Below are 19,682 nucleotides of genomic sequence, written 5' to 3' on the forward strand. Positions count from 1 at the left end.
TTCATGCTACCTGTTCTGGTTCAGGTTTGTGTTTTTCAGAGCACTTTTGATAACGCTCTTGAAGACAATGATGTTGGTGAGGAACGTGATCAATGCCGCCTTCAGACCAAGGGTGGCATCTTAACAAACGACGTAGTCCAAGATAACTGCCTTTTAACAGGCCAAAACGCTCGATTGCTGTAAGAGTATAATTGGAACAAGAAGGATAATAACGACAATTGTTGCCCAAAAACGGACTAATGCAGTACTGATAAAACCTTACAAAAAGGATTGCCAGCTTAGCCATCATTCTTGACCTTTTGTTGCTGTTCTACCTGATTAGGATCTGAACAACTCTTAAGCTTATTGTCTAATGCGCGTTTGTTAAGACGATACCAGAGCTTCTCAAGCTGTTTGAAAATGGTTTGATTATCAAGTTCAGCTATACCAGGCCTGGAAAGTACAACAATATCAAGAGGTTCTAAATTGTGTTGATGTAACCTGAAAGAGTCTCGTACTAAACGCTTAAACCGGTTGCGTTCAACCGCTTTACGCACGTTTTTTTTAGCAACTACCAGCCCAACTCTAGCGTGTTGAGTATTACTTTCTCTCGCCAGAAGCAGTATATGCCGGTTTGATACTTTACAGGTAACATCATTGAACACATTACGATAATCCTCAGCAGACAATAAACGAACTTGCCGAGGAAATCCGTAATGGCTCATATGCACAAGATTTTATTAAGCGCTTAGACGCTTACGACCTTTTGCACGACGGCGGTTAATAACGTGACGGCCATTTTTGGTAGCCATGCGAGCACGAAAACCGTGGCTGCGCTTACGCTTAAGAACGCTAGGTTGGAATGTTCTTTTCATTGCTAATTCTCACAAGCTTACGAATTGGTTTTTCTATTACTAAAAAATAGGGGCGGAATTCTATTTAATTTTGAAAACTTAATCAATGTATTAAGAAAATAAAGTATAAAAAATATACGAATGAATTTTTAAAGATCTTTTAATAAATAGAAATATATCTTTTTAAGATCTTTTATTGTTTTTATTAATATTAGTGAACAACCATTCTGTGCAAAACATCAAATTATTTATATAAAACGGTAAGTTATCGAAATGATAAAGTTATTGATAGCCTATTTATAGCAAGCCATACAGCCTGTTTATAACTTGAAGATAAAAAACGGTTTTATTCACAGGGCTTTTTGTCTTCAGGTTATCCACAGCTCTGTCCTAGTAGATATCCTCAGGTTGTATTTTTGTAATTTAAGATATTTTTATTCGCTAAAAATATGTTCACAAGGTTGTTACTAAGTATGCAACTATATGATAAATATAATTTTAGATATCCACAGGGTGTTTATTTCTATTTTTTAGGGGGGTAGATGAACGACGACTTAAAAGGTAGAATTAGAGCCAATAATAACCACTAATTTAAAAGACCAATCGCGTATACCGTCACTTAACATCGCTAGATTTGATGTCAGGTGAGTAGTTACGTTAGATCCAATTGTATTTACGACCAAAAATACGAGTTAGCTATATAGTGCCTGTATAAGTTAGTACTTATAGAAGCGGTTTGGTGCGTTGTAGTGGTTAATTACCTATATATTCGTCGTGTTAAATCATCATTAAGATAAAGAGCTAAATAATAGTGTCGCAAAATTTATGGGCTGAATGCCTTGAATATCTAAAAGACGAGTTTCCTTCTCAGCAATTTAATACCTGGCTTCGTCCGTTGCAGGCAGAAGCTACTGAGAATGAAATATGTCTCTATGCGCCTAATAAATTTGTACTGGATTGGGTTTCCGAGAAGTACTTAAACAGGATAAAAGAGCTATTAAAGGATTTGGTCGATGGCCAAGCACCAGGCCTCACGTTAAAAATAGGCTCTGCCAGCACCAGCTCGTCAAATGAAACCGGTGAAACCAGTTTAAAACCGACTCGACAAAGCAGGACTGACGCAGATAGCCGTAAGAAATCTTCCCAGGCTGCTTCTCAAGCTGCGCGTTCTGCCGGTAAAAGCGACGCCGACAGTAAAGAGCGGTCGGTCGAGGTTGAAGGGGCTATCAAGCATCAGAGCTTTCTTAACTCAACATTTACGTTTGATACCTTTGTTGAAGGTAAGTCTAACCAACTTGCCCGCGCGGCTTCTGTTCAAGTGGCAGAAAACCCCGGCAGTGCCTATAACCCGCTGTTTCTCTATGGCGGCGTTGGTTTGGGTAAAACTCACCTTATGCATGCAGTGGGTAACGAAATAATTAAGAAAAACCCTAACGCAAAAGTCGTTTACCTTCATTCTGAGCGGTTTGTTGCAGATATGGTTAAAGCGCTACAGCTAAATGCTATTAATGAATTTAAGCGCTTCTACCGCTCTGTTGATGCATTGTTGATCGATGATATTCAGTTCTTTGCTCGTAAAGAACGTTCGCAAGAGGAGTTCTTTCATACATTTAATGCACTTTTGGAGGGGGGACAACAGATGATTTTGACCTGTGACCGCTACCCGAAAGAAATTGATAATATGGAAGAGCGATTGAAATCACGGTTTGGTTGGGGTCTGACGGTTATGGTTGAGCCGCCAGAGCTTGAAACCCGCGTGGCAATATTAATGAAAAAAGCTGAGCAGACTAATGTTCGTCTAAACAGCGAGTCGGCCTTTTTTATTGCTCAAAAAATCAGGTCTAACGTTAGAGAGTTGGAGGGTGCGCTAAAACTGGTTGCGGCAAATGCGCATTTCACTGGTCAGGAAATTACACCACCCTTTATAAGGGAGTGTTTGAAAGACCTTTTAGCGCTGCACGAAAAACAAGTTAGCATTGATAATATTCAACGAACTGTTGCGGAATATTACAAGATTAAAGTTGCTGATTTATTGTCAAAAAGAAGAACACGGTCTATTACCCGGCCAAGACAGGTTGCTATGGCGCTTTCGAAAGAGCTAACGAATCATAGCCTCCCGGAAATAGGCGATGCGTTTGGTGGCAGAGACCACACGACTGTTCTGCATGCGTGTAAAAAAATAGTTGAGTTGCAGGAAACAGACCCTAGTATTAGGGAAGACTATCAGAATTTTTTAAGAACACTAACGACCTAAACGGTTAACCACATAACAATATAGTTATCTAACGATAAAGAGTCGAATAAGAGCTGATTCACTATGAAGCTGATTATAAGCCGAGAAGCACTCCTTGCACCGCTGCAGTCTATATCTGGTGTAGTAGAGAAAAAACAGACCATGCCTGTTTTGTCTAATATCTTGATGGTCGCTAACCAAGGCGAGCTTAAACTGACGGGAACCAACATGGAGGTCGAGCTGGTCTGCACTATTGATCAGGTTGACGTTGAAGTCCCTGGGCAGATTACAGTACCTGCCCGTAAGCTATCTGATATCTGCCGATCACTTTCCGATCAATCTACGCTTGAGCTGAGTGTTGAGGGAGAGCGACTGCATGTTCGTTCTGGAAAGAGCCATTTTACGCTCTCTACATTGCCAGCTGAGCACTTCCCAAATATAGAAGAGAGTCAGCAGGATATCAGCATGACCCTGCCTCAGGCTGATTTTAAAAAGATGCTTGAGGCGACTTCGTTTGCAATGGCCCAACAAGATGTTCGCTACTACTTAAACGGCATGTTACTGGAGATGGGGGCAACGTCTATCAGGGCGGTTGCGACTGATGGTCACCGCCTCGCGATGTCCAGTATCGATATTGTTGGCACAACGTTTGAGAATACCCGTCAGGTTATTGTGCCAAGAAAAGGGATACTGGAGCTTGCACGTTTGCTAACCGATGCAGAAGGCGTCATTAATATCTCATTCAGCGATAGCCATGTCCGTTCTGAAATTGGTTCTTATACGTTTACCTCGAAACTAATTGAAGGAAAATTCCCTGATTACAATCGAGTTATTCCTCGTGGAGGAGACAAAATTGTTATTGCGGATCGTGTAGAACTCAAAAACATGTTCATGCGTGCGGGCATTCTTTCTCATGAAAATATAAGGGGTGTAAGGCTTCAGCTGTCTGACAACCAGCTTCAGGTTTTTGCCAATAACCCTGAGCATGAGCAAGCGGAAGACAGTTTGGCTGTCGCGTATCATGGTGAGCCTTTACAGGTAGGTTTCAACGTCGGCTATCTTATTGATGTAATGGGCGTTATCAATGACGAACAAGTTAAGCTAACGTTATCGAACCCCAATGCCAGTGCGCTTATTGAGTCAACAGAAGAGAGCAATAGCCTTTATGTTGTGATGCCTATGCGGCTTTAATTAATCTGTTGCTAAAACGTATTGACTGAAAAGCCAGCTGAATATGTAATTTTGAATGACTGAGTTAAAAGTAAATCAATGGAATTAGGATTAGGGCGATGATGGATACTTTTTTGAATACGGTAAAAGGAGCACTGCGAGTTGGACAAACTGCAGCTGTGTTATCTAAAACCGGAGTGAATTGGTTGCGAGGAGATCGCCCCCCTACTCCACGCTTACTCAGACAAACATTCGAAGAGTTGGGCGCCACTTATATAAAGCTTGGCCAATTTATTGCCAGTTCGCCGACTTTTTTTCCTCAGGATTATGTCGAAGAGTTTCAGCTTTGTTTGGATCAAACTAAGTCCCTGCCTTTCAGTGTCATGAAAAAAATTCTGACAGAAGAGCTTGGTCGTCCTTTAAATCAGGTGTATCAGGAGATTGATCCAGAACCGCTTGCCTCGGCCTCGATTGCTCAGGTTCATGCGGCAAAACTAATCACCGGTGAAGATGTCGTTATCAAGATTCAGAAGCCAGGCGTTTCGAATGTGCTACTGACTGACCTAAATTTCCTTTATGTCTCATCCAGAATCATTGAGTATTTGGCCCCCAAACTTTCATGGACTTCGTTATCCGGCATCGTACAAGAAATTCAACGCACGATGATGGAAGAGTGCGACTTCCTTAAAGAGTCAAACAATCTCAAAGAGTTTAAAGAGTTTTTGCAAAAGTCCGGTAACACCGACGCGGTTGTTCCAAAAGTCTATGACCATGCAACGACTCGGAAAGTGCTTACAATGGAACGCTTTTACGGTGTATCACTGACCGATTTGGATACCATTAGACGTTATTGTAAAGACCCGGAAAGAACACTTATTACCGCAATGAACACTTGGTTTGCCAGCCTCACACAATGTAACTTTTTCCATGCAGATGTCCATGCCGGAAATTTAATGGTGCTGGAAGATGGCCGCATCGGCTTTATCGATTTTGGCATTGTCGGGCGAATAGCTGCGGGCACCTGGGAAGCGGTTTCTGACTTTATATCATCCGTTATGGTGGGTGACTTTGAAGGTATGGCCAGTGCGATGGTTCGTATAGGTGTTACCGACAAAAATATCGATATTCAAAAGCTGGCTGATGATATTCGCTCGCTGTATCAACGAATGGATACCATGGTGCCTGATTATGCGGTGCTTGAAGACCCAAATAAGAATGAAGATGAAATTAACAACATATTGATGGACATGGTTAAAGTGGGTGAGCAACACGGTATTCACTTTCCAAGAGAGTTTGCACTGTTAATGAAGCAGTTCTTATATTTTGATCGATACGTCCACATTCTGGCACCTGAGCTGGATATGTTCGTAGATGATCGTTTGAATATGTTGCACTAACCATCTCTATTAGCAACCAAACATCGCTAAATAGCAAAAAGGCCAGTTATTAAGACTGGCCTTTTTGCTATAGGGTAAGTCATTTTTTCTCTTCGTTACTTGTGCCTAAAAAGCACTAGCCAATGCAAACGGATACTCATAGGCACGCTAATAGTGTTTCTTTTACTGAATATCTAATACAATGATTTTTATATTAAATTGAGGCTCATCGAATAATTGAGGGTGCCATTTATGTTGTCATTTGCCAGAGCTACTTTAGCATCATCGGCCTCTTTGTGGCGAGGTACCAGTACTTCACGCTTGGGAAAGCGGCCTCAGCAACGATTACATCTGTACGATATTGAAGGTTGCCCATATTGTAAATTGGTAAGAGAAGCGATAACTGAACTGGACCTTGATATTGTTATTTACCCCTGCCCTAAAGGCGGAATTCGCTTTAGAAACAGTGCGATTAAAATTGGTGGTAAGGAACAGTTCCCCTATCTAATTGACCCTAATACATCCATATCCTTGTATGAGTCGTTTGATATTATCAGTTACCTTTTTCGTTATTATGGGAAAGGTCATTTGCCAAAACGGTGGAGACGGAGATACACCAACACAATAACCTCAATGGTTTCCAGTGCTGTGCGTTTCGGTTCAGGCATGTATCATAAGCCGTCGAAGTCTCCTGCAATGATGCTGGAGTTATATAGTTTTGAGTCGAGCCCATACTCACGACCCGTTAAAGAATTATTGTGCGAACTGGAAATTCCTTACGTTTTGCATAATGTAGGTAAAAACCAGCCGCTAGATTATGTCCCCCCTGTTATTCGAAACAGGCTATTTCCTTTTTATAATGTAAAGGGTAAAAACAGAAAAGGTTTGATGGCGCGAGCCGGAACGATGATGGTTCCTTATCTGGTAGACCCTAATACGGGTGTTGAAATGTTCGAGTCTGACGACATTTGCAAATACCTTTTAAAACAGTACGCTGTTTAAAATATTTCCGATGTCATACCGCAATATATCCGTTAGTCATTTTCGTAACCTCGCTGAGCAGAAGATCTCCTTCTCACCTTATATAAATATTGTTGATGGAAAAAACGGGAGTGGGAAGTCCAGTTTAATTGAGTCTCTATACTATCTCTCTGTGGGCAAGTCATTTCGAAGCAGCAAACTTGATTCCATCATCACCCACAACGCTTTTGGTTTTACGTTGTTCTCAGCAACGGAAGATGAACATGGCCATCAGAACAGAATCGGTATCTCTCGTGAAAAGAACAAAAGTGCGCTGATTAAAGTTAACGGCGAGTTTGTTCGGAGTGCAATCCAGTTGGCAAGCATCACGCCTACACTACTGATTGAGCCTGAAACGTTTGAGCTGCTGGATGGTGGCCCCAATAATAGAAGGCGTTATATGGATTGGGGAGTGTTCCACGTGGAACATCGCTTCTCTGATGCATGGAGGCGCTATACAAAGAGCTTAAAACAGCGGAATACCTTGTTACGACGTGGTAGAATAGATCGTGCTCTGATGGCTCCCTGGGATAGCCAGATGGTCGATACGGCAATTAGAATCGACAAGTTCCGAAGTGACTTTATAGTATCGTTAGTACCAGTGATAAATGATATTCTCAAGTTACTTAATCAGACCATTAGTATTGATATAAGTTACTATAGAGGCTGGGACAAAAAGACGGATTATCAGTCAGTGCTTGATAGCAATATCGAGCGAGACAATAAATCCGGTTATACACACCAAGGTCCTCATCGGGCAGATATAAGAATAAAGGTTAACGGCAGATATGCTGACGAAGTACTCTCTCGTGGCCAAAAAAAGATACTCATTTTTTCGATGATTCTAGCTCAAGGTGCCCTACTGAATAATCTATTGGGGCGTAAGTCGGTATACTTAATCGACGATATTAGCGCCGAATTAGACTTGGAGCATCGGAAAAATGTGTGTTCATATTTAGAGAAACTGAAAAGCCAGGTCATCCTCACGGTTGTAGAAGTTGACTCGGTGCTCCCTCATTTTGATGAGGGTACAGATGTAAGAATGTTCCACGTGGAACATGGCAAAGTTTCTCAAGTTAATTAAGTTATTACGCGGGCATAACAAAACGAACTAGTTCGATATGTACGCAGGAAGCACGCCTTAGGAGCGTTATAGATGACAGATAATAATTCATACGATTCATCAAGTATTAAAGTGCTTAAAGGTCTGGATGCGGTTCGTAAGCGCCCAGGCATGTATATTGGCGATACTGATGATGGGACTGGCTTACACCACATGGTGTTTGAGGTTGTAGATAACTCTATTGATGAAGCTTTAGCAGGGTTCTGCTCAGAAATTAAAGTAGTCATTCATGCTGATGAGTCTATAACTGTATCGGATGATGGGCGTGGTATACCAACTGATATTCATGAAGATGAAGGTGTGTCAGCTGCTGAAGTTATCATGACTGTACTCCATGCAGGCGGCAAGTTTGACGACAACACCTATAAAGTATCAGGCGGTCTTCATGGTGTAGGTGTTTCTGTTGTAAACGCTCTTTCAAACGAACTGCGTTTAACCATTCGACGAGCTGGAAAAGTTCATGAGCAGGTCTATCACCATGGCGTACCTGCAAAGCCGTTAACCGTCATAGGTGAAACTGAAAAAACAGGGACAGAGGTTCACTTTGTACCCTCACCTGAGACCTTTACCAATATCGAATTTCACTACGATATTTTAGCAAAACGGATTCGTGAGCTGGCATTCCTAAACTCAGGTGTACGAATTGTATTAAAAGATGAACGCACTGGACGAGAAGAAGTTTACGAATATGAAGGTGGACTCAAAGCGTTTGTTGAATACCTAAACACCAATAAAACGACGATTAATCAGATATTCCACTTCAGAAAGTTTCGCGAAGAAGATGGCGTTGAAGTTGAAGTATCCATGCAATGGAATGACAGCTATCAGGAAAACATCTTTTGCTTTACCAACAATATTCCGCAGCGAGATGGAGGCACCCACCTTGCAGGCTTCAGAGCTTCTCTAACGCGTTCACTGAATGCCTATATAGAACGAGAAGGGTTAGGTAAAAAAGAGAAAGTAAACACCTCTGGGGACGATGCGCGTGAAGGGCTTACCGCTATTGTTTCGGTTAAAGTTCCTGATCCGAAATTCTCATCGCAAACCAAAGATAAGTTGGTCTCTTCTGAAGTAAAAACGGCTGTCGAGCAGGAAATGAACGCGATATTTGGTGACTTCCTGGCTGAGAACCCCCAAGAAGCACGGCAGGTTGTTAACAAAATGATCGAGGCGGCCAGAGCCAGAGAAGCGGCCCGCCGAGCACGAGAAATGACGCGTCGTAAAGGTGCATTGGATATTGCAGGCTTACCCGGGAAACTGGCAGACTGCCAAGAGAAAGACCCAGCCCTCTCCGAACTATACATAGTGGAGGGTGACTCTGCTGGCGGGTCAGCCAAGCAAGGTCGTGACAGAAAAACACAGGCTATTCTGCCACTGAAAGGTAAGATTCTAAACGTGGAAAAGGCACGCTTTGATAAGATGTTATCTTCCGCCGAGGTTGGCACGCTAATCACCGCATTGGGCTGTGGCATTGGGCGCGAAGAATTTAATATTGAAAAGCTGCGTTACCACAACATTATCATCATGACTGATGCCGATGTGGATGGATCACACATCCGCACATTATTGCTGACTTTCTTCTTTAGACAGATGCGAGAAATCATCGAAAATGGCTATGTTTATATTGCGATGCCACCGCTGTATAAAGTTAAAAAAGGTAAGCAAGAGCAGTACTTAAAAGATGAAAAAGCGTTAGAGCAATTCCTGACTCAATCAGCGCTTGAAAACACCAACCTGTTTGTTAACCCTAGCGCGCCACCTGTGACGGGCACCGCGTTAGAAACACTCGTGAATGACTACAGAGCGGTTGAAGCAATTACCGAACGATTGTCGCGCACCTACCCTGCTCTGGTACTTGATAAGATGCTTGCAATAAAACCGCTGGCATTTGAAGCATTGGGTGACAGAGCTGCCGTTCAAGCCTGGTGTGATGCAATGGCAGAACAGCTGGTTATCGATACTAAAACCGGTATGCGCTACGAGTTTGGTATTTCTGAAGATACCGAAAGAAGTGTGTTCTTACCCAAAGTTGATGTTTACGTACACGGTATCTCTACTGAGTATGTATTTAACTATGAGTTTTTCGAATCGGCTTCTTATAAGTCTATTGCCAAGCTGGCAGAAAGCTTAGCCGGGCTAATAGAAGAAGGCGCTTACGTACAACGCGGCGAACGTCAGCAGCCCGTCAGCAAGTTCGTCACAGCGCTTGAATGGTTAATGAAAGAAGCTAAACGTGGTCTTTATATCCAGCGATATAAAGGACTGGGAGAAATGAACCCTGAGCAGCTTTGGGAAACCACCATGGACCCGGAAAGCCGCCGAATGATGAAAGTAAATATCGAAGATGCCATTGGTGCAGACCAGATATTCACCACACTCATGGGTGACGAAGTTGAACCACGTAGAGACTTTATTCAGACCAATGCGCTAGAAGTGACGAATCTGGATGTTTGATTTGTTGTAGATTCTCACTATAAGTGTCAGTTTTCTCACACTTTTTCATCTAACTAAAGGCCCTTTCGAGGGCCTTTTCTATAACTAGTGTGTTGAAAGGAATTTTCGGAAGTTATGGTGTATGGGTTGTAAGAAGCATAACTCTTACTAATATTTGATAGTGAATATAGCGAATTCATATTTGGCAACGAATTTACACCATGTATTGTTGCTAAATAAAAGATAGCTACCTATCTGAGTTTCTTATTTGCTAAGAAGTTATAACCTAACCTTTCTATGTAATTATTACCCCAATCATTTAAACCATTCTACCTATATCGAGTTCTTTCCATTTTTCGTTCCAGAGTTCCAAATAAGGAATATCGTTTGAAGATGCTTCTGAGGTTATTAATAAAAGGAAAATCGCTAATTCACTTATTCGCTATTATCTGTCTTAATGTCACTATTTGCTCTTTGTTTGTTTTATCCAATACCAGTTTGGGGAAACATTCGGAATAGCTGTTGTGATTTGTTGGTGGTCCGCAAAGTTGCGGATGTAATTTCGCTTTACATGAATCGTTATTGTCTGGCGCTTTTTGTCCCAATACCTCTAATAGCATACCCTCAAGGCAGATCGGCTCAGATATAACTAACTGTATTTTAAGTTTTCGAGCACGATCTCTGTCTTGTTGTCTGATAGTGACATCTGAGTCCATTAAAATATAGCGTCGATCATAAGCTGCATGCTTGTATTTGCGGTCAGTTGTTTTGATGATATCTGCAGGAGAGCCCCCGTCAGCACTATCAACCTTAACGGTCTGGCCCGTGTCGCCATCGTATAACCGCTTCATATGGTTTAAGAAGGCTTTGTCATGAGGCCCTTCTCCAACGATGATCAGTGAAGCAAGTTTAACTTTTCGACCTTTTCTTTTCGCCATACCGCCGTTCCTTAGAGGTTTGGTACAGCGCTCAATGCACCGGCCATATATTTAGCATAAAGATTATCGTCTGCACGAAGTCCTGTTACTTCATCAAGTCGCCAAGCTTCGCTTTGCTGATCTATTTTTTCAACTAAATATGCCTGGTGTTTCTTAAGCAAATTTAATACTTCCGGAGTATGGCAGGTGAAAATAATTTGAGCTTGACGAGGATTCGTATGCTCAAACTTAAAGAGTTCTAGAATATGTGGGAGCATATGTGGATGTAGATCATTATCGATTTCATCAATAATGGCTACACCACCGTTTTCCAGTACGGGTAATATACGTCTTAAAAGGACAAACGCCGACTGAGTACCACTAGACTCTTCAAAAAAAGGTAATTCAAAACTCATATTCTCGCATTCATGAACTGCTACAGGGACGAAAACTTTAGTTGAACGGCCTTGATCATCTTTTCCTTCTGCTTCATGTATTTTTACAGAGCAAATACCCAAATCAAAGTCACACATCATGCGTTCCATATCGCTAAGAAAGTGCGCGTGTTTGAAAAAGTATTCTGCGCTTTCGAGGACATTGCCACCGTGAAAATGCTGCCGGCCAGACACGTTAAGGTTGAACGAGTATTTATTAAAATATTCAACAAATGTGGATGCCATTGGTACATCGTAATTGTGAGCTGCAGAAAGCAGTGAAGCATTACTCCGGATATTGCGAGCTTGAGAGGAAGGGAAGCCAAATCCTTGCTGTTTGTAGTCGTAACCTGATTCCGTTTTTTCTCTCACAAATACGTAGCTAAACAAGTGGCTTGTCTTTTTATACAGAGCCTCATGGACTACATGTTTTCGATTGGCAATCAATTTATAGCGGTATTCTTCGTTATCAAGCAGAAAAGTGATTTCGAAAAGGCTATCTTCTTCACGCTTAAATGTATGAGGATGGAATGGAACGGGGTCTTCCGGTTTGCTGCCCAGAAACGAACTACTAATAAACCAACTTAAGAAGGCCAAAGGCTTTATAAATTGGGTTTTACCAGAACCATTAGCCCCAATAACCGCTAATGCTTTGTTTAAACGACGGGTTCCTCCAATTTCAATATCGTATGCAGACGGGGTTGGCTTTTTACCTAACTCAAAAGAAAGCTCTGTTCCTTCTGCGAAAGAATAAAAATTTGAAAACCTAAGCTGAATGATCATAGTAGTCCAGTTTCAACAATATTTTGTATATATTGCTTTACTATAGTTATTTTTGTGCGCTATGCAATGGGGAATATACCTATTTGAGAAATCTGTTACTTCAATCGCGTATTTCGAATTTTTTAAGTAGCAATTTTTCCTAATTGCACCACGGGTTCTTATGAAGCCTTCTATACATCGATGGTGACAGGCCAAAGCGGCTTTCGAAGCGGGTGCGAAAGGCTGACTCTGACTTGAACCCAACGGCTTCTGATACCTTTTTTACCGAGATGGTTTGCTCTAGCAGAAGCTTGGCTCGGTTTAGCCTGGCCTCTTCAAGGTATTTGGAGGGGGTGAGGTTAAATGCCGCGGTAAATTTACGATAGAACGTTCGCTCTGTCATGCACATGTAATCTGCCATTTCACTCACGTTAATCGCTTGGTCTATATTGTCATCTATCCAGGCTAACAGGTTTGAGTAGCGACGGTCTGACTTGCTTTGGAGTTCGAGAAGGTTGCTGAATTGAGATTGGTTGCCGGGGCGGTGAGCATAAACAACCAACCGTTGGGCGACGCGGGCCATCAAGGTGTTGCCAAGGTCTTGTCGGAGCATTTCCAGTGCCATATCCAGCCCGGTCGTGACGCCAGCCGAAGTCCAAAGTTTATCGTCAATAACATAGAGCGATTCTGCTAGTACATTCACCTTGGGTTGCATTGCTTTCAGAAACTGCGTGGCTGCCCAATGGGTTGTGCAAGACTTGCCTTCCAGCAGGTTTGCTGCTGCGAGTATAAACGCGCCAGTACAGATTGAGCCAAATCGGCCAGCCTGGCCAGACGCTTTTTTTAACCAAGCCAATGTACTTGAATCCTTAGCTGCGGCCATTAAGGCTGGTTGGTCTCCCCCTACAACTAGAATGGTGGTTGATGTGCCAACAGCTACTTGATCGACAGCTATAGTCTGAATCGCAATTGATGAACCGCTTTCAATCAAACCTCCCCTTACTGAGGCCACCGTCACCTCATATGGCTCACCCTTATGCAGCTCATTGGCATTCGAGAAAACAGATGCAGGCCCTGATAGGTCTAAAAGCTCAAAACCCGGGAAAACGAGGAAGACAATACTAGAACACTTCATTTGGCAGATAATAGTCGTTTTATGTCATTTATGCCAACGACAGGAGTGAATACAATTTAGTCAACTCACAACACTGATATATACCAAGGAGAACCTGATGCAAGTTGCTATTGTTCTGTATCCGGGAGTTACTGCACTGGATGCGCTGGGCCCTTACGAGGTTTTAAAGCTTGTACCTGATGTTGAGATTTGTTTTGTAGGTAACCTGCCACAACCGGTTGTGGCTGATGGCGGGGCACTGGTAATTGGTTGCACCCACGCCTTTGAAGAGGTTCCAAGCCCGGATATTGTGCTGGTGCCGGGCTCAACAGCAAATACCGCCACAGCAATGGCAGATCAGGCGCTGATCACGTGGCTTAAACAAGTTCATCAAACCAGCCAGTTAACCTTATCGGTTTGTTCTGGCGCTTTGATTTTAGCCGCCGCTGGAATTTTAGATGGGCATAAAGCAACCACTCACTGGATCGCGCAAGATGGCTTGAAAGCCTTTGGCGCTATTCCACAAAAAGATGAACGAATTGTCAGGTCAGGAAAAATTATTACGGCTGCCGGTGTCTCTTCGGGTATTGATTTGGCGTTGAGTGTAGTTAAGGATTTGTGTGGTCAGAAACATGCTGAAACGGTGCAGTTGCTTATTGAGTATGACCCTGCCCCGCCTGTTGATTCCGGCCACCCTTCCAAGGCAACGGCGGCGGTACTGAAGGCCGCGAAGATTCAGCTGGTGCGTGATGGAAAGAATATTCGTGATGTTGTTTCAGTTCCGAGCATTATCTGGCAAACGATATTGGAGAGAGTCAGGAATAGAAATAGCAGTAAATGGAGGTTATTTGGATAAATGGAGTCAGTGTTTTTACTCTTTTGGGGGAATCTGTCGATAGCCGTCGAAAGGCATAGAGCGATATTTGGATATTGCGCTATATGCGATAGATAGACTGCATATTAAAAAGCACCTCGCGATTCGCTTGGTGCTTTTTTCGTTTTAGGGTTAGCCCTTTTTATCCCTCTTAGACGGGCTATAACAGGCGCAAACTAATAAATAGGGTCGTCACCCGGCTTTCTGGTTTTAAAGCGCTTATGGAGCCACAGGTACTGGTCTGGGTGGCGTCTTATTTCTGCTTCCAGATAGGCGTTCCATTCCTGAGCATCTTTTGCGTCATCTTTGCCAAAGTTTTCCAGTATGGGTGAAAAGGCAATTTCGTACTTCCCGTTTGGCAGACGGAACTGACTGACCACTAGAACCGAAGCATCTGTTTCTCTCGCTATCCAGCTGGGGGCACTGATGCACGCGGTGTTGACGCCAAAGAAATCAACAAATTCGGTGCTGTGTCTACCAAAGTCCTGGTCAGCTGCATACCATACGCTGCCACCTTCTTTTATGTATTTGATCATGCCTCTAAGATTGCGTTTGCTAAAGCCTTGAATGTCGCAGTGGCGTCTTCTTCCCTTCTCGATCATTCGATCAATGACCGGGTTGTCATTGGGGCGATACATATAGCCGGGCTTGTGTAGCTGAGAGCCGATCAGCGGAAGTGCCAAGTCAAATATAGTGAAGTGGCCACTCAATAGCAGTATGCCTTTGCCCCGCTTCTGAGCTTCCAATAGGTGCTCATGGCCGATGATGGTTAAGTTATCAACCATGGGTTGCACGTCTCTCCACCAGACATGAGTGGTTTCCATGAATCCTTTGCTGCATGAGATGAAGGTATCTTCAATCAGGCGTGCCTGCTCTTCATCACTAAGTTCTGGAAAGCAGGCTGCAATATTTTTCCTGGTAACTTTTGCTCGGCTTTTTAATTTTTTATGCAGTAATTTTCCCAGTTTTTCGCCCAGTGACAGCTTAGTACTTAAGGGCAATAGAGAAATGCAGAATAGGATAAAAACAACAATCCATGTTGGCCATAGAGCAGGGTGCCAGACGGGACGGAATTTGTTCTTTTTGGCCATATGACGCTTACCTGAGGGGGACTCTTTAAAAATAGTTTTGTCATCCTCGCCCACCCCAGGGTGCTCTCTTGCTGCGCAATTCACCTTGTGCGCGAGGATGACAACCTAAACAAACGCTTATGAAGATAAAAGCGAGATATCCGCAGCGCTTAAGAACAGCGATCTAAGCTGATTCAACAATGCCAGGCGATTGTTTTTCACTGCTTCGTCATCAGCCATTACCATGACATCGTCAAAGAAACGGTCAATGCTGGGTCTTAATGACGCGAGTGATTGCAATGCTTCGCCGTAGTTCCCTGCGGTGAATAGTGGGCTCACCTTCTCCGCTTGTTCAGCAATCGCCGCTGCCAACTCTTTCTCAGCATCAAGCTCTAACAAGTCGTTGTTTAGCGTTGCTGCCAAGTCATTGGCGTGCACTTTACTGAGAATGTTGGATACGCGCTTGTTAGCGGCTGCGAGTGCGGCGGCTTCCGGTAGCTGGCGGAATTGGTTCACGGCTTTGATGCGCTGATCAAAATCCAGTGGACGGGTCGGCCTGCGGGCATGAACCGCCAGGAATACCTCGGCAGGAATACCTTCTTCTTCATACCATGCACGGAAACGGTCAAGCATGTAATCGATAACGGTATCTTTAAGCTTCTCAACAGGCGCGGCTGCTGGCAGTTCGCTGTGCTGAGCAATAGACCAGTCGATACAGTCGGCAAGATCCAGTTTGAGCTCTTTTTCGACCATAATGCGCAATATACCCAACGATGCCCTTCTTAATGCGAATGGGTCTTTGGTTCCGGTTGGGGGTTGATTGATGCCAAAGATACCGACCAAAGAGTCGAGTTTATCGGCAATCGCAACTGCGCAGCCTGTTTTGGTCGAAGGGAGCTGGTCGCCCGCAAAACGAGGCATATACTGCTCGTTTAATGCGGTCGCAACTTCTTCTGGCTCACCATCGTGTTGGGCGTAATACATGCCCATAATGCCCTGAAGATCGGTAAATTCAAGCACCATTTCGGATACAAGGTCAGACTTCAATAGCAACCCTGCGCGCTTGGCAAGTTGCTCATCGCCGTCAATCGCGGTAGCAATTTTGCCTGCCAGCCCTGATGTGCGTTGAACTTTATCGTAGATTGAGCCAAGTTGTTTCTGAAATACAATCGGCTTAAGCAGCTCAACACGAGACTCAAGGCTTTGTTTTTTATCGGTTTCATAAAAGAACGCCGCATCGGCCAAACGAGGCCTGATAACGCGTTCGTTTCCAGAGACAACCTGTGCCGGGTCTTTACTCTCAATATTACTGAGGGTAATAAAGTTTGGCAGCATGTTGCCTTTGTTATCCACGATGTGGAAGTACTTTTGATGCTCTTTCATTGAAGAAATCAGTGCTTCGGCGGGTACGTCCAGAAAGCGTTCTTCAAAACGGCCGATGAGTGGAACAGGCCACTCGTTAAGTGCGGTGACTTCATCGAGTAGCTCTTCATCAATCACCGCTTGCCCGTTGACTGTTTCAGCAATCGCGGTAACGCTGGAGCGCACTTTTTCGCGGCGGGCCTCAAAGTCGGCAATCACGTAGCCTTTTTCAGATAGTGTGGTTTCATACTCTGACGGTACATTGATGGTCAACATTTCGTTGCAGTGGAAACGGTGGCCACGGGTTTGGTTGCCCGCTTTGTGTCCTAAAATCTCACAGTCGATAACCGAAGAGCCAGACAGCATGATGACCCATTGCACAGGGCGTACGAACTCAACCCGACGGGCGCCCCAGCGCATGCGCTTTGGAATAGGCAGCTGTGCCAGAGATTTTGTCACTATTTCAGGTAGCAGTTCGGTTGTTTTTTGCCCTGCCTGAACTGAGCGATAGACCAACCATGCGCCTTTGTCGGTTTCCATGGTTTCGAGTTGCTCAACGGTGGCACCGCATGAACGAGCGAAACCCTCAAGTGCGCGAGTTGGGTTGCCATCTGCGTCGTACGCGGCTTTTGCAGCAGGGCCTCGCTTTTCGATATTGGTATCGGGTTGTGTATCACTCAGCTGATTAACACGAACGGCCAGGCGACGGGGAGCGGCAAATAACTCAACCGATGCAAACTCCAGGTTTGCCGCTTTTAGCCCCTGCTGGATGCCATCTGAAAAAGCGGTAGAGAGTTTTTTGAGGGCCTTGGGTGGTAACTCTTCGGTACCAATTTCGACCAGAAAATCTTGTGCAGACATTAGTTGCTCTCCCCTTCTTTCAGGCTGGCTAATACTTCATTTCTTAATGCGTCCGGTGCTAAAGGGAACCCTAACTCTTTACGACGATCAAAGTAGGACTGTGCAACGGCCCTTGAAAGACTGCGAACACGAAGAATAAAACGCTGCCGTTCGGTTACTGAAATTGCATGGCGTGCATCCAGCATGTTGAAGGTATGAGACGCTTTAAGTACCAGCTCGTAAGCAGGCAAAGGCAGGCCTTCACCAATTAAGCGCTGGCTTTCTCTCTCATAGGTATCGAAGTTGGTGAATAGTGACTCAACATCGGCCTGCTCGAAGTTATAGGTCGACATTTCAACTTCGTTCTGGTGGAACACATCCCCATAGGTGACAACCCCTTCCGGGCCTTTTGCCCAGACCAGATCATAAACACTATCAACCCCTTGCAAGTACATGGCAATTCGTTCCAGCCCGTAGGTAATTTCACCGGTAACGGGAAAACACTCAAGGCCGCCAACCTGTTGGAAGTAGGTAAACTGGGTCACTTCCATTCCGTTCAACCAGACTTCCCAGCCAAGGCCCCAGGCACCCAGCGTAGGGGACTCCCAGTTATCTTCTACAAAGCGGATATCGTGAACCAGCGGATCAATGCCCAGCATTTTAAGGGAGTTCAGGTAAAGCTCCTGAATATTGTCAGGAGAAGGCTTTAGAACAACCTGAAACTGGTAGTAGTGCTGCAGTCTGTTAGGGTTTTCACCGTAACGACCATCCGTAGGGCGGCGGCTTGGCTGAACATAGGCTGCATTCCAGGTCTCTGGGCCAATTGCACGTAAGAAAGTGGCCGGGTGGAAGGTGCCTGCACCCACCTCCATATCCAGTGGCTGAAGAACAACACAGCCCTGCTCTGCCCAATATTGTTGGAGAGCGATAATCAGGCCCTGAAAGGTACTTGCATCGGGTTTGGTTTGACTAGTCACGAAAAGTTCACCAGTTCGGTTATTGTATGAATTCTGTTGCCGTTAACGGTGTTCTGCCAGCGCTAACGGTGCTTACACTAATAAAACCTGCCATTATAGCGCGCTGTAAGGTTTTTATGCACGTCTTCAGGGCCATAAATGAGCCAACAATTTACCCAATTGTTGGGCCTGTTGGCACTTTGGGGGAGGTTGTCAGCTCATTTAAAATAGCGATGGCTTGGGGCGGTGTTTATTGGCTGATATATTTCAAGATTTCAACCACTTGCTGAGGGGTTTCAGTTACCGCCATTGCGGCACCGTCAATCTCTTTTAGTGGATGGGTTAAAGCGGGGTCATGCATAACAATCAGTGGTATACCAAGACCGATGGCTATGCCCGCATCAAAAGCGGCATTCCACTGTTTGTATTTTTCGCCAAACCGGACGACAACAACATCTGAGCGTTGAATCAGGGTGTTGGTGCGAATCGCATTGATTTTAGCGGCCTTGTGATCTTTCCAGAATGGCTTTTCTTCTTCACCGAGAATCTTAACACCCACTTCATCGCTGGACTCATGGTGAGTGACAGGGCTGTAGATATTAATATCCAGGCCTGCCGCTTCAATGCCAGATTCAATTTGCTCGCGCCAATCACTGTGTATTTCGCCAGAGAGGTAGATGCTGTATTCCATGATTACTCCTTCTAAAAGTGTCTTAGTCAATATGGTGCAACATTCTACCTGATATTGCGGCCAAATCAGACAGGGCTAACAATTTGTGCACTTAACTCTCTTTTTGCATCAACGAATATAAACTCTCGACGATCACGCCTAACTCCCGATCCAGGTCTTCGGTGCTTCGACTGGCTTCTTGAAGCTGTAAAGAGGTGTGGTTTGCCAGTTCCATGAGTTTCTTCTCCTGGTCATCCTCCAGACCCAGCCCAAAGAGCATGCTTTCCAGGCTATTGATCATCCCCTCCATGATTGATTGTGATGTGCTTTGGTGGTGGTTAAGCTTTTCACTGGTTTTCTTGGTCTGCTCTTCTGCAATACGAATGATTTTGCCAAGCAGGTGTCTACGCTGTTGAGATGCAGAAAACTGTGCTGCAAGTGTGACTAAGTGGCCATCTGCAATATCCATTAGTACAGCCAAATGATCTTTCAATC

18 protein-coding genes are annotated in these 19,682 nt (G+C 44.2%); 7 read left to right on the top strand and 11 right to left on the bottom strand.

Annotation, left to right across the window (positions count from 1 at the left end):
- Position 1: 1 nt before the first annotated feature.
- From yidD to rpmH, 3 genes are read right to left on the bottom strand one after another with little or no spacing between them, the layout of a single operon-like run.
- Complete coding sequence (yidD, locus tag MY523_RS17980; RefSeq protein ID WP_275975264.1) at positions 2-289, bottom strand: membrane protein insertion efficiency factor YidD; 288 nt, start codon at positions 287-289, stop codon at positions 2-4.
- The gene (rnpA, locus tag MY523_RS17985) at positions 279-704 is read right to left on the bottom strand and encodes a ribonuclease P protein component (RefSeq protein WP_256470506.1); all 426 of its coding nucleotides are present in this window, start codon (positions 702-704) and stop codon (positions 279-281) included. Before rnpA ends, yidD begins: the two co-directional genes overlap by 11 nt.
- A 15-nt stretch (positions 705-719) precedes the next feature.
- On the bottom strand, positions 720-854 hold the full coding sequence (rpmH, locus tag MY523_RS17990) for a 50S ribosomal protein L34 (protein WP_250656060.1): 135 nt from the start codon (positions 852-854) through the stop codon (positions 720-722).
- A gap of 790 nt (positions 855-1,644) precedes the next feature.
- Here rpmH and dnaA point away from each other — a divergent pair.
- The 6 genes from dnaA to gyrB all read left to right on the top strand — a co-directional run bounded on the left by dnaA (position 1,645) and on the right by gyrB (position 10,209).
- Positions 1,645-3,087 carry a chromosomal replication initiator protein DnaA gene (gene dnaA / locus MY523_RS17995; RefSeq protein WP_250656061.1) on the top strand — a complete coding sequence of 481 codons (1,443 nt, stop codon included), beginning with the start codon at positions 1,645-1,647 and terminating at the stop codon, positions 3,085-3,087.
- A 63-nt stretch (positions 3,088-3,150) separates the two neighbouring features.
- Entirely contained in the window at positions 3,151-4,257 is a 1,107-nt protein-coding gene (dnaN, locus tag MY523_RS18000) for a DNA polymerase III subunit beta (RefSeq protein ID WP_250656062.1), read from the top strand.
- Positions 4,258-4,355: 98 nt separating this feature from the next.
- The gene (locus MY523_RS18005) at positions 4,356-5,633 is read left to right on the top strand and encodes an ABC1 kinase family protein (protein ID WP_250656063.1); all 1,278 of its coding nucleotides are present in this window, start codon (positions 4,356-4,358) and stop codon (positions 5,631-5,633) included.
- A 231-nt stretch (positions 5,634-5,864) separates the two neighbouring features.
- The gene (locus tag MY523_RS18010; RefSeq protein WP_250656064.1) at positions 5,865-6,614 is read left to right on the top strand and encodes a glutathione S-transferase N-terminal domain-containing protein; all 750 of its coding nucleotides are present in this window, start codon (positions 5,865-5,867) and stop codon (positions 6,612-6,614) included.
- A 10-nt stretch (positions 6,615-6,624) separates the two neighbouring features.
- Positions 6,625-7,716 carry a DNA replication/repair protein RecF gene (gene recF / locus MY523_RS18015; RefSeq protein WP_250656065.1) on the top strand — a complete coding sequence of 364 codons (1,092 nt, stop codon included), beginning with the start codon at positions 6,625-6,627 and terminating at the stop codon, positions 7,714-7,716.
- A gap of 72 nt (positions 7,717-7,788) precedes the next feature.
- Positions 7,789-10,209, top strand: coding sequence for a DNA topoisomerase (ATP-hydrolyzing) subunit B (gene gyrB / locus MY523_RS18020; protein ID WP_250656066.1), 2,421 nt, complete (start codon positions 7,789-7,791; stop codon positions 10,207-10,209).
- A gap of 410 nt (positions 10,210-10,619) precedes the next feature.
- On the opposite strand, the gene MY523_RS18025 is transcribed toward gyrB, so the two are convergent.
- From MY523_RS18025 to MY523_RS18035, 3 genes are all read right to left on the bottom strand, one after another.
- Positions 10,620-11,126, bottom strand: coding sequence for a hypothetical protein (locus MY523_RS18025; protein ID WP_250656067.1), 507 nt, complete (start codon positions 11,124-11,126; stop codon positions 10,620-10,622).
- Between the two features lie 11 nt (positions 11,127-11,137).
- A complete protein-coding gene (locus MY523_RS18030) occupies positions 11,138-12,322 on the bottom strand; it encodes an AAA family ATPase (protein WP_250656068.1) in 1,185 nt (394 codons plus the stop codon).
- 139 nt (positions 12,323-12,461) lie between these two features.
- On the bottom strand, positions 12,462-13,436 hold the full coding sequence (locus tag MY523_RS18035; protein WP_250656069.1) for a GlxA family transcriptional regulator: 975 nt from the start codon (positions 13,434-13,436) through the stop codon (positions 12,462-12,464).
- 97 nt (positions 13,437-13,533) lie between these two features.
- On the opposite strand from MY523_RS18035, the gene MY523_RS18040 reads away from it, so the two are divergent.
- Positions 13,534-14,271: a DJ-1/PfpI family protein gene (locus MY523_RS18040; RefSeq protein WP_250656070.1), complete on the top strand. Its 738-nt coding sequence runs from the start codon at positions 13,534-13,536 to the stop codon at positions 14,269-14,271.
- A gap of 194 nt (positions 14,272-14,465) precedes the next feature.
- Here MY523_RS18040 and MY523_RS18045 read toward each other — a convergent pair whose 3' ends face one another.
- From MY523_RS18045 to MY523_RS18065, 5 genes are all read right to left on the bottom strand, one after another.
- On the bottom strand, positions 14,466-15,380 hold the full coding sequence (locus MY523_RS18045; protein WP_250656071.1) for a lysophospholipid acyltransferase family protein: 915 nt from the start codon (positions 15,378-15,380) through the stop codon (positions 14,466-14,468).
- Between the two features lie 117 nt (positions 15,381-15,497).
- Positions 15,498-17,582 (bottom strand): glycine--tRNA ligase subunit beta, encoded by a 2,085-nt coding sequence (gene glyS / locus MY523_RS18050; protein WP_250656072.1) that lies wholly within the window; start codon positions 17,580-17,582, stop codon positions 15,498-15,500.
- On the bottom strand, positions 17,582-18,538 hold the full coding sequence (gene glyQ / locus MY523_RS18055) for a glycine--tRNA ligase subunit alpha (RefSeq protein WP_250656073.1): 957 nt from the start codon (positions 18,536-18,538) through the stop codon (positions 17,582-17,584). The genes glyS and glyQ overlap by 1 nt, the downstream gene beginning before the upstream one ends.
- Before the next feature lie 229 nt (positions 18,539-18,767).
- Complete coding sequence (locus MY523_RS18060; protein ID WP_250656074.1) at positions 18,768-19,208, bottom strand: YtoQ family protein; 441 nt, start codon at positions 19,206-19,208, stop codon at positions 18,768-18,770.
- Between the two features lie 91 nt (positions 19,209-19,299).
- The gene (locus tag MY523_RS18065; protein ID WP_250656075.1) at positions 19,300-19,656 is read right to left on the bottom strand and encodes a hypothetical protein; all 357 of its coding nucleotides are present in this window, start codon (positions 19,654-19,656) and stop codon (positions 19,300-19,302) included.
- Positions 19,657-19,682 lie beyond the last annotated feature (26 nt).

This window comes from Alkalimarinus coralli (assembly GCF_023650515.1).
Lineage (GTDB): Bacteria > Pseudomonadota > Gammaproteobacteria > Pseudomonadales > Oleiphilaceae > Alkalimarinus > Alkalimarinus coralli.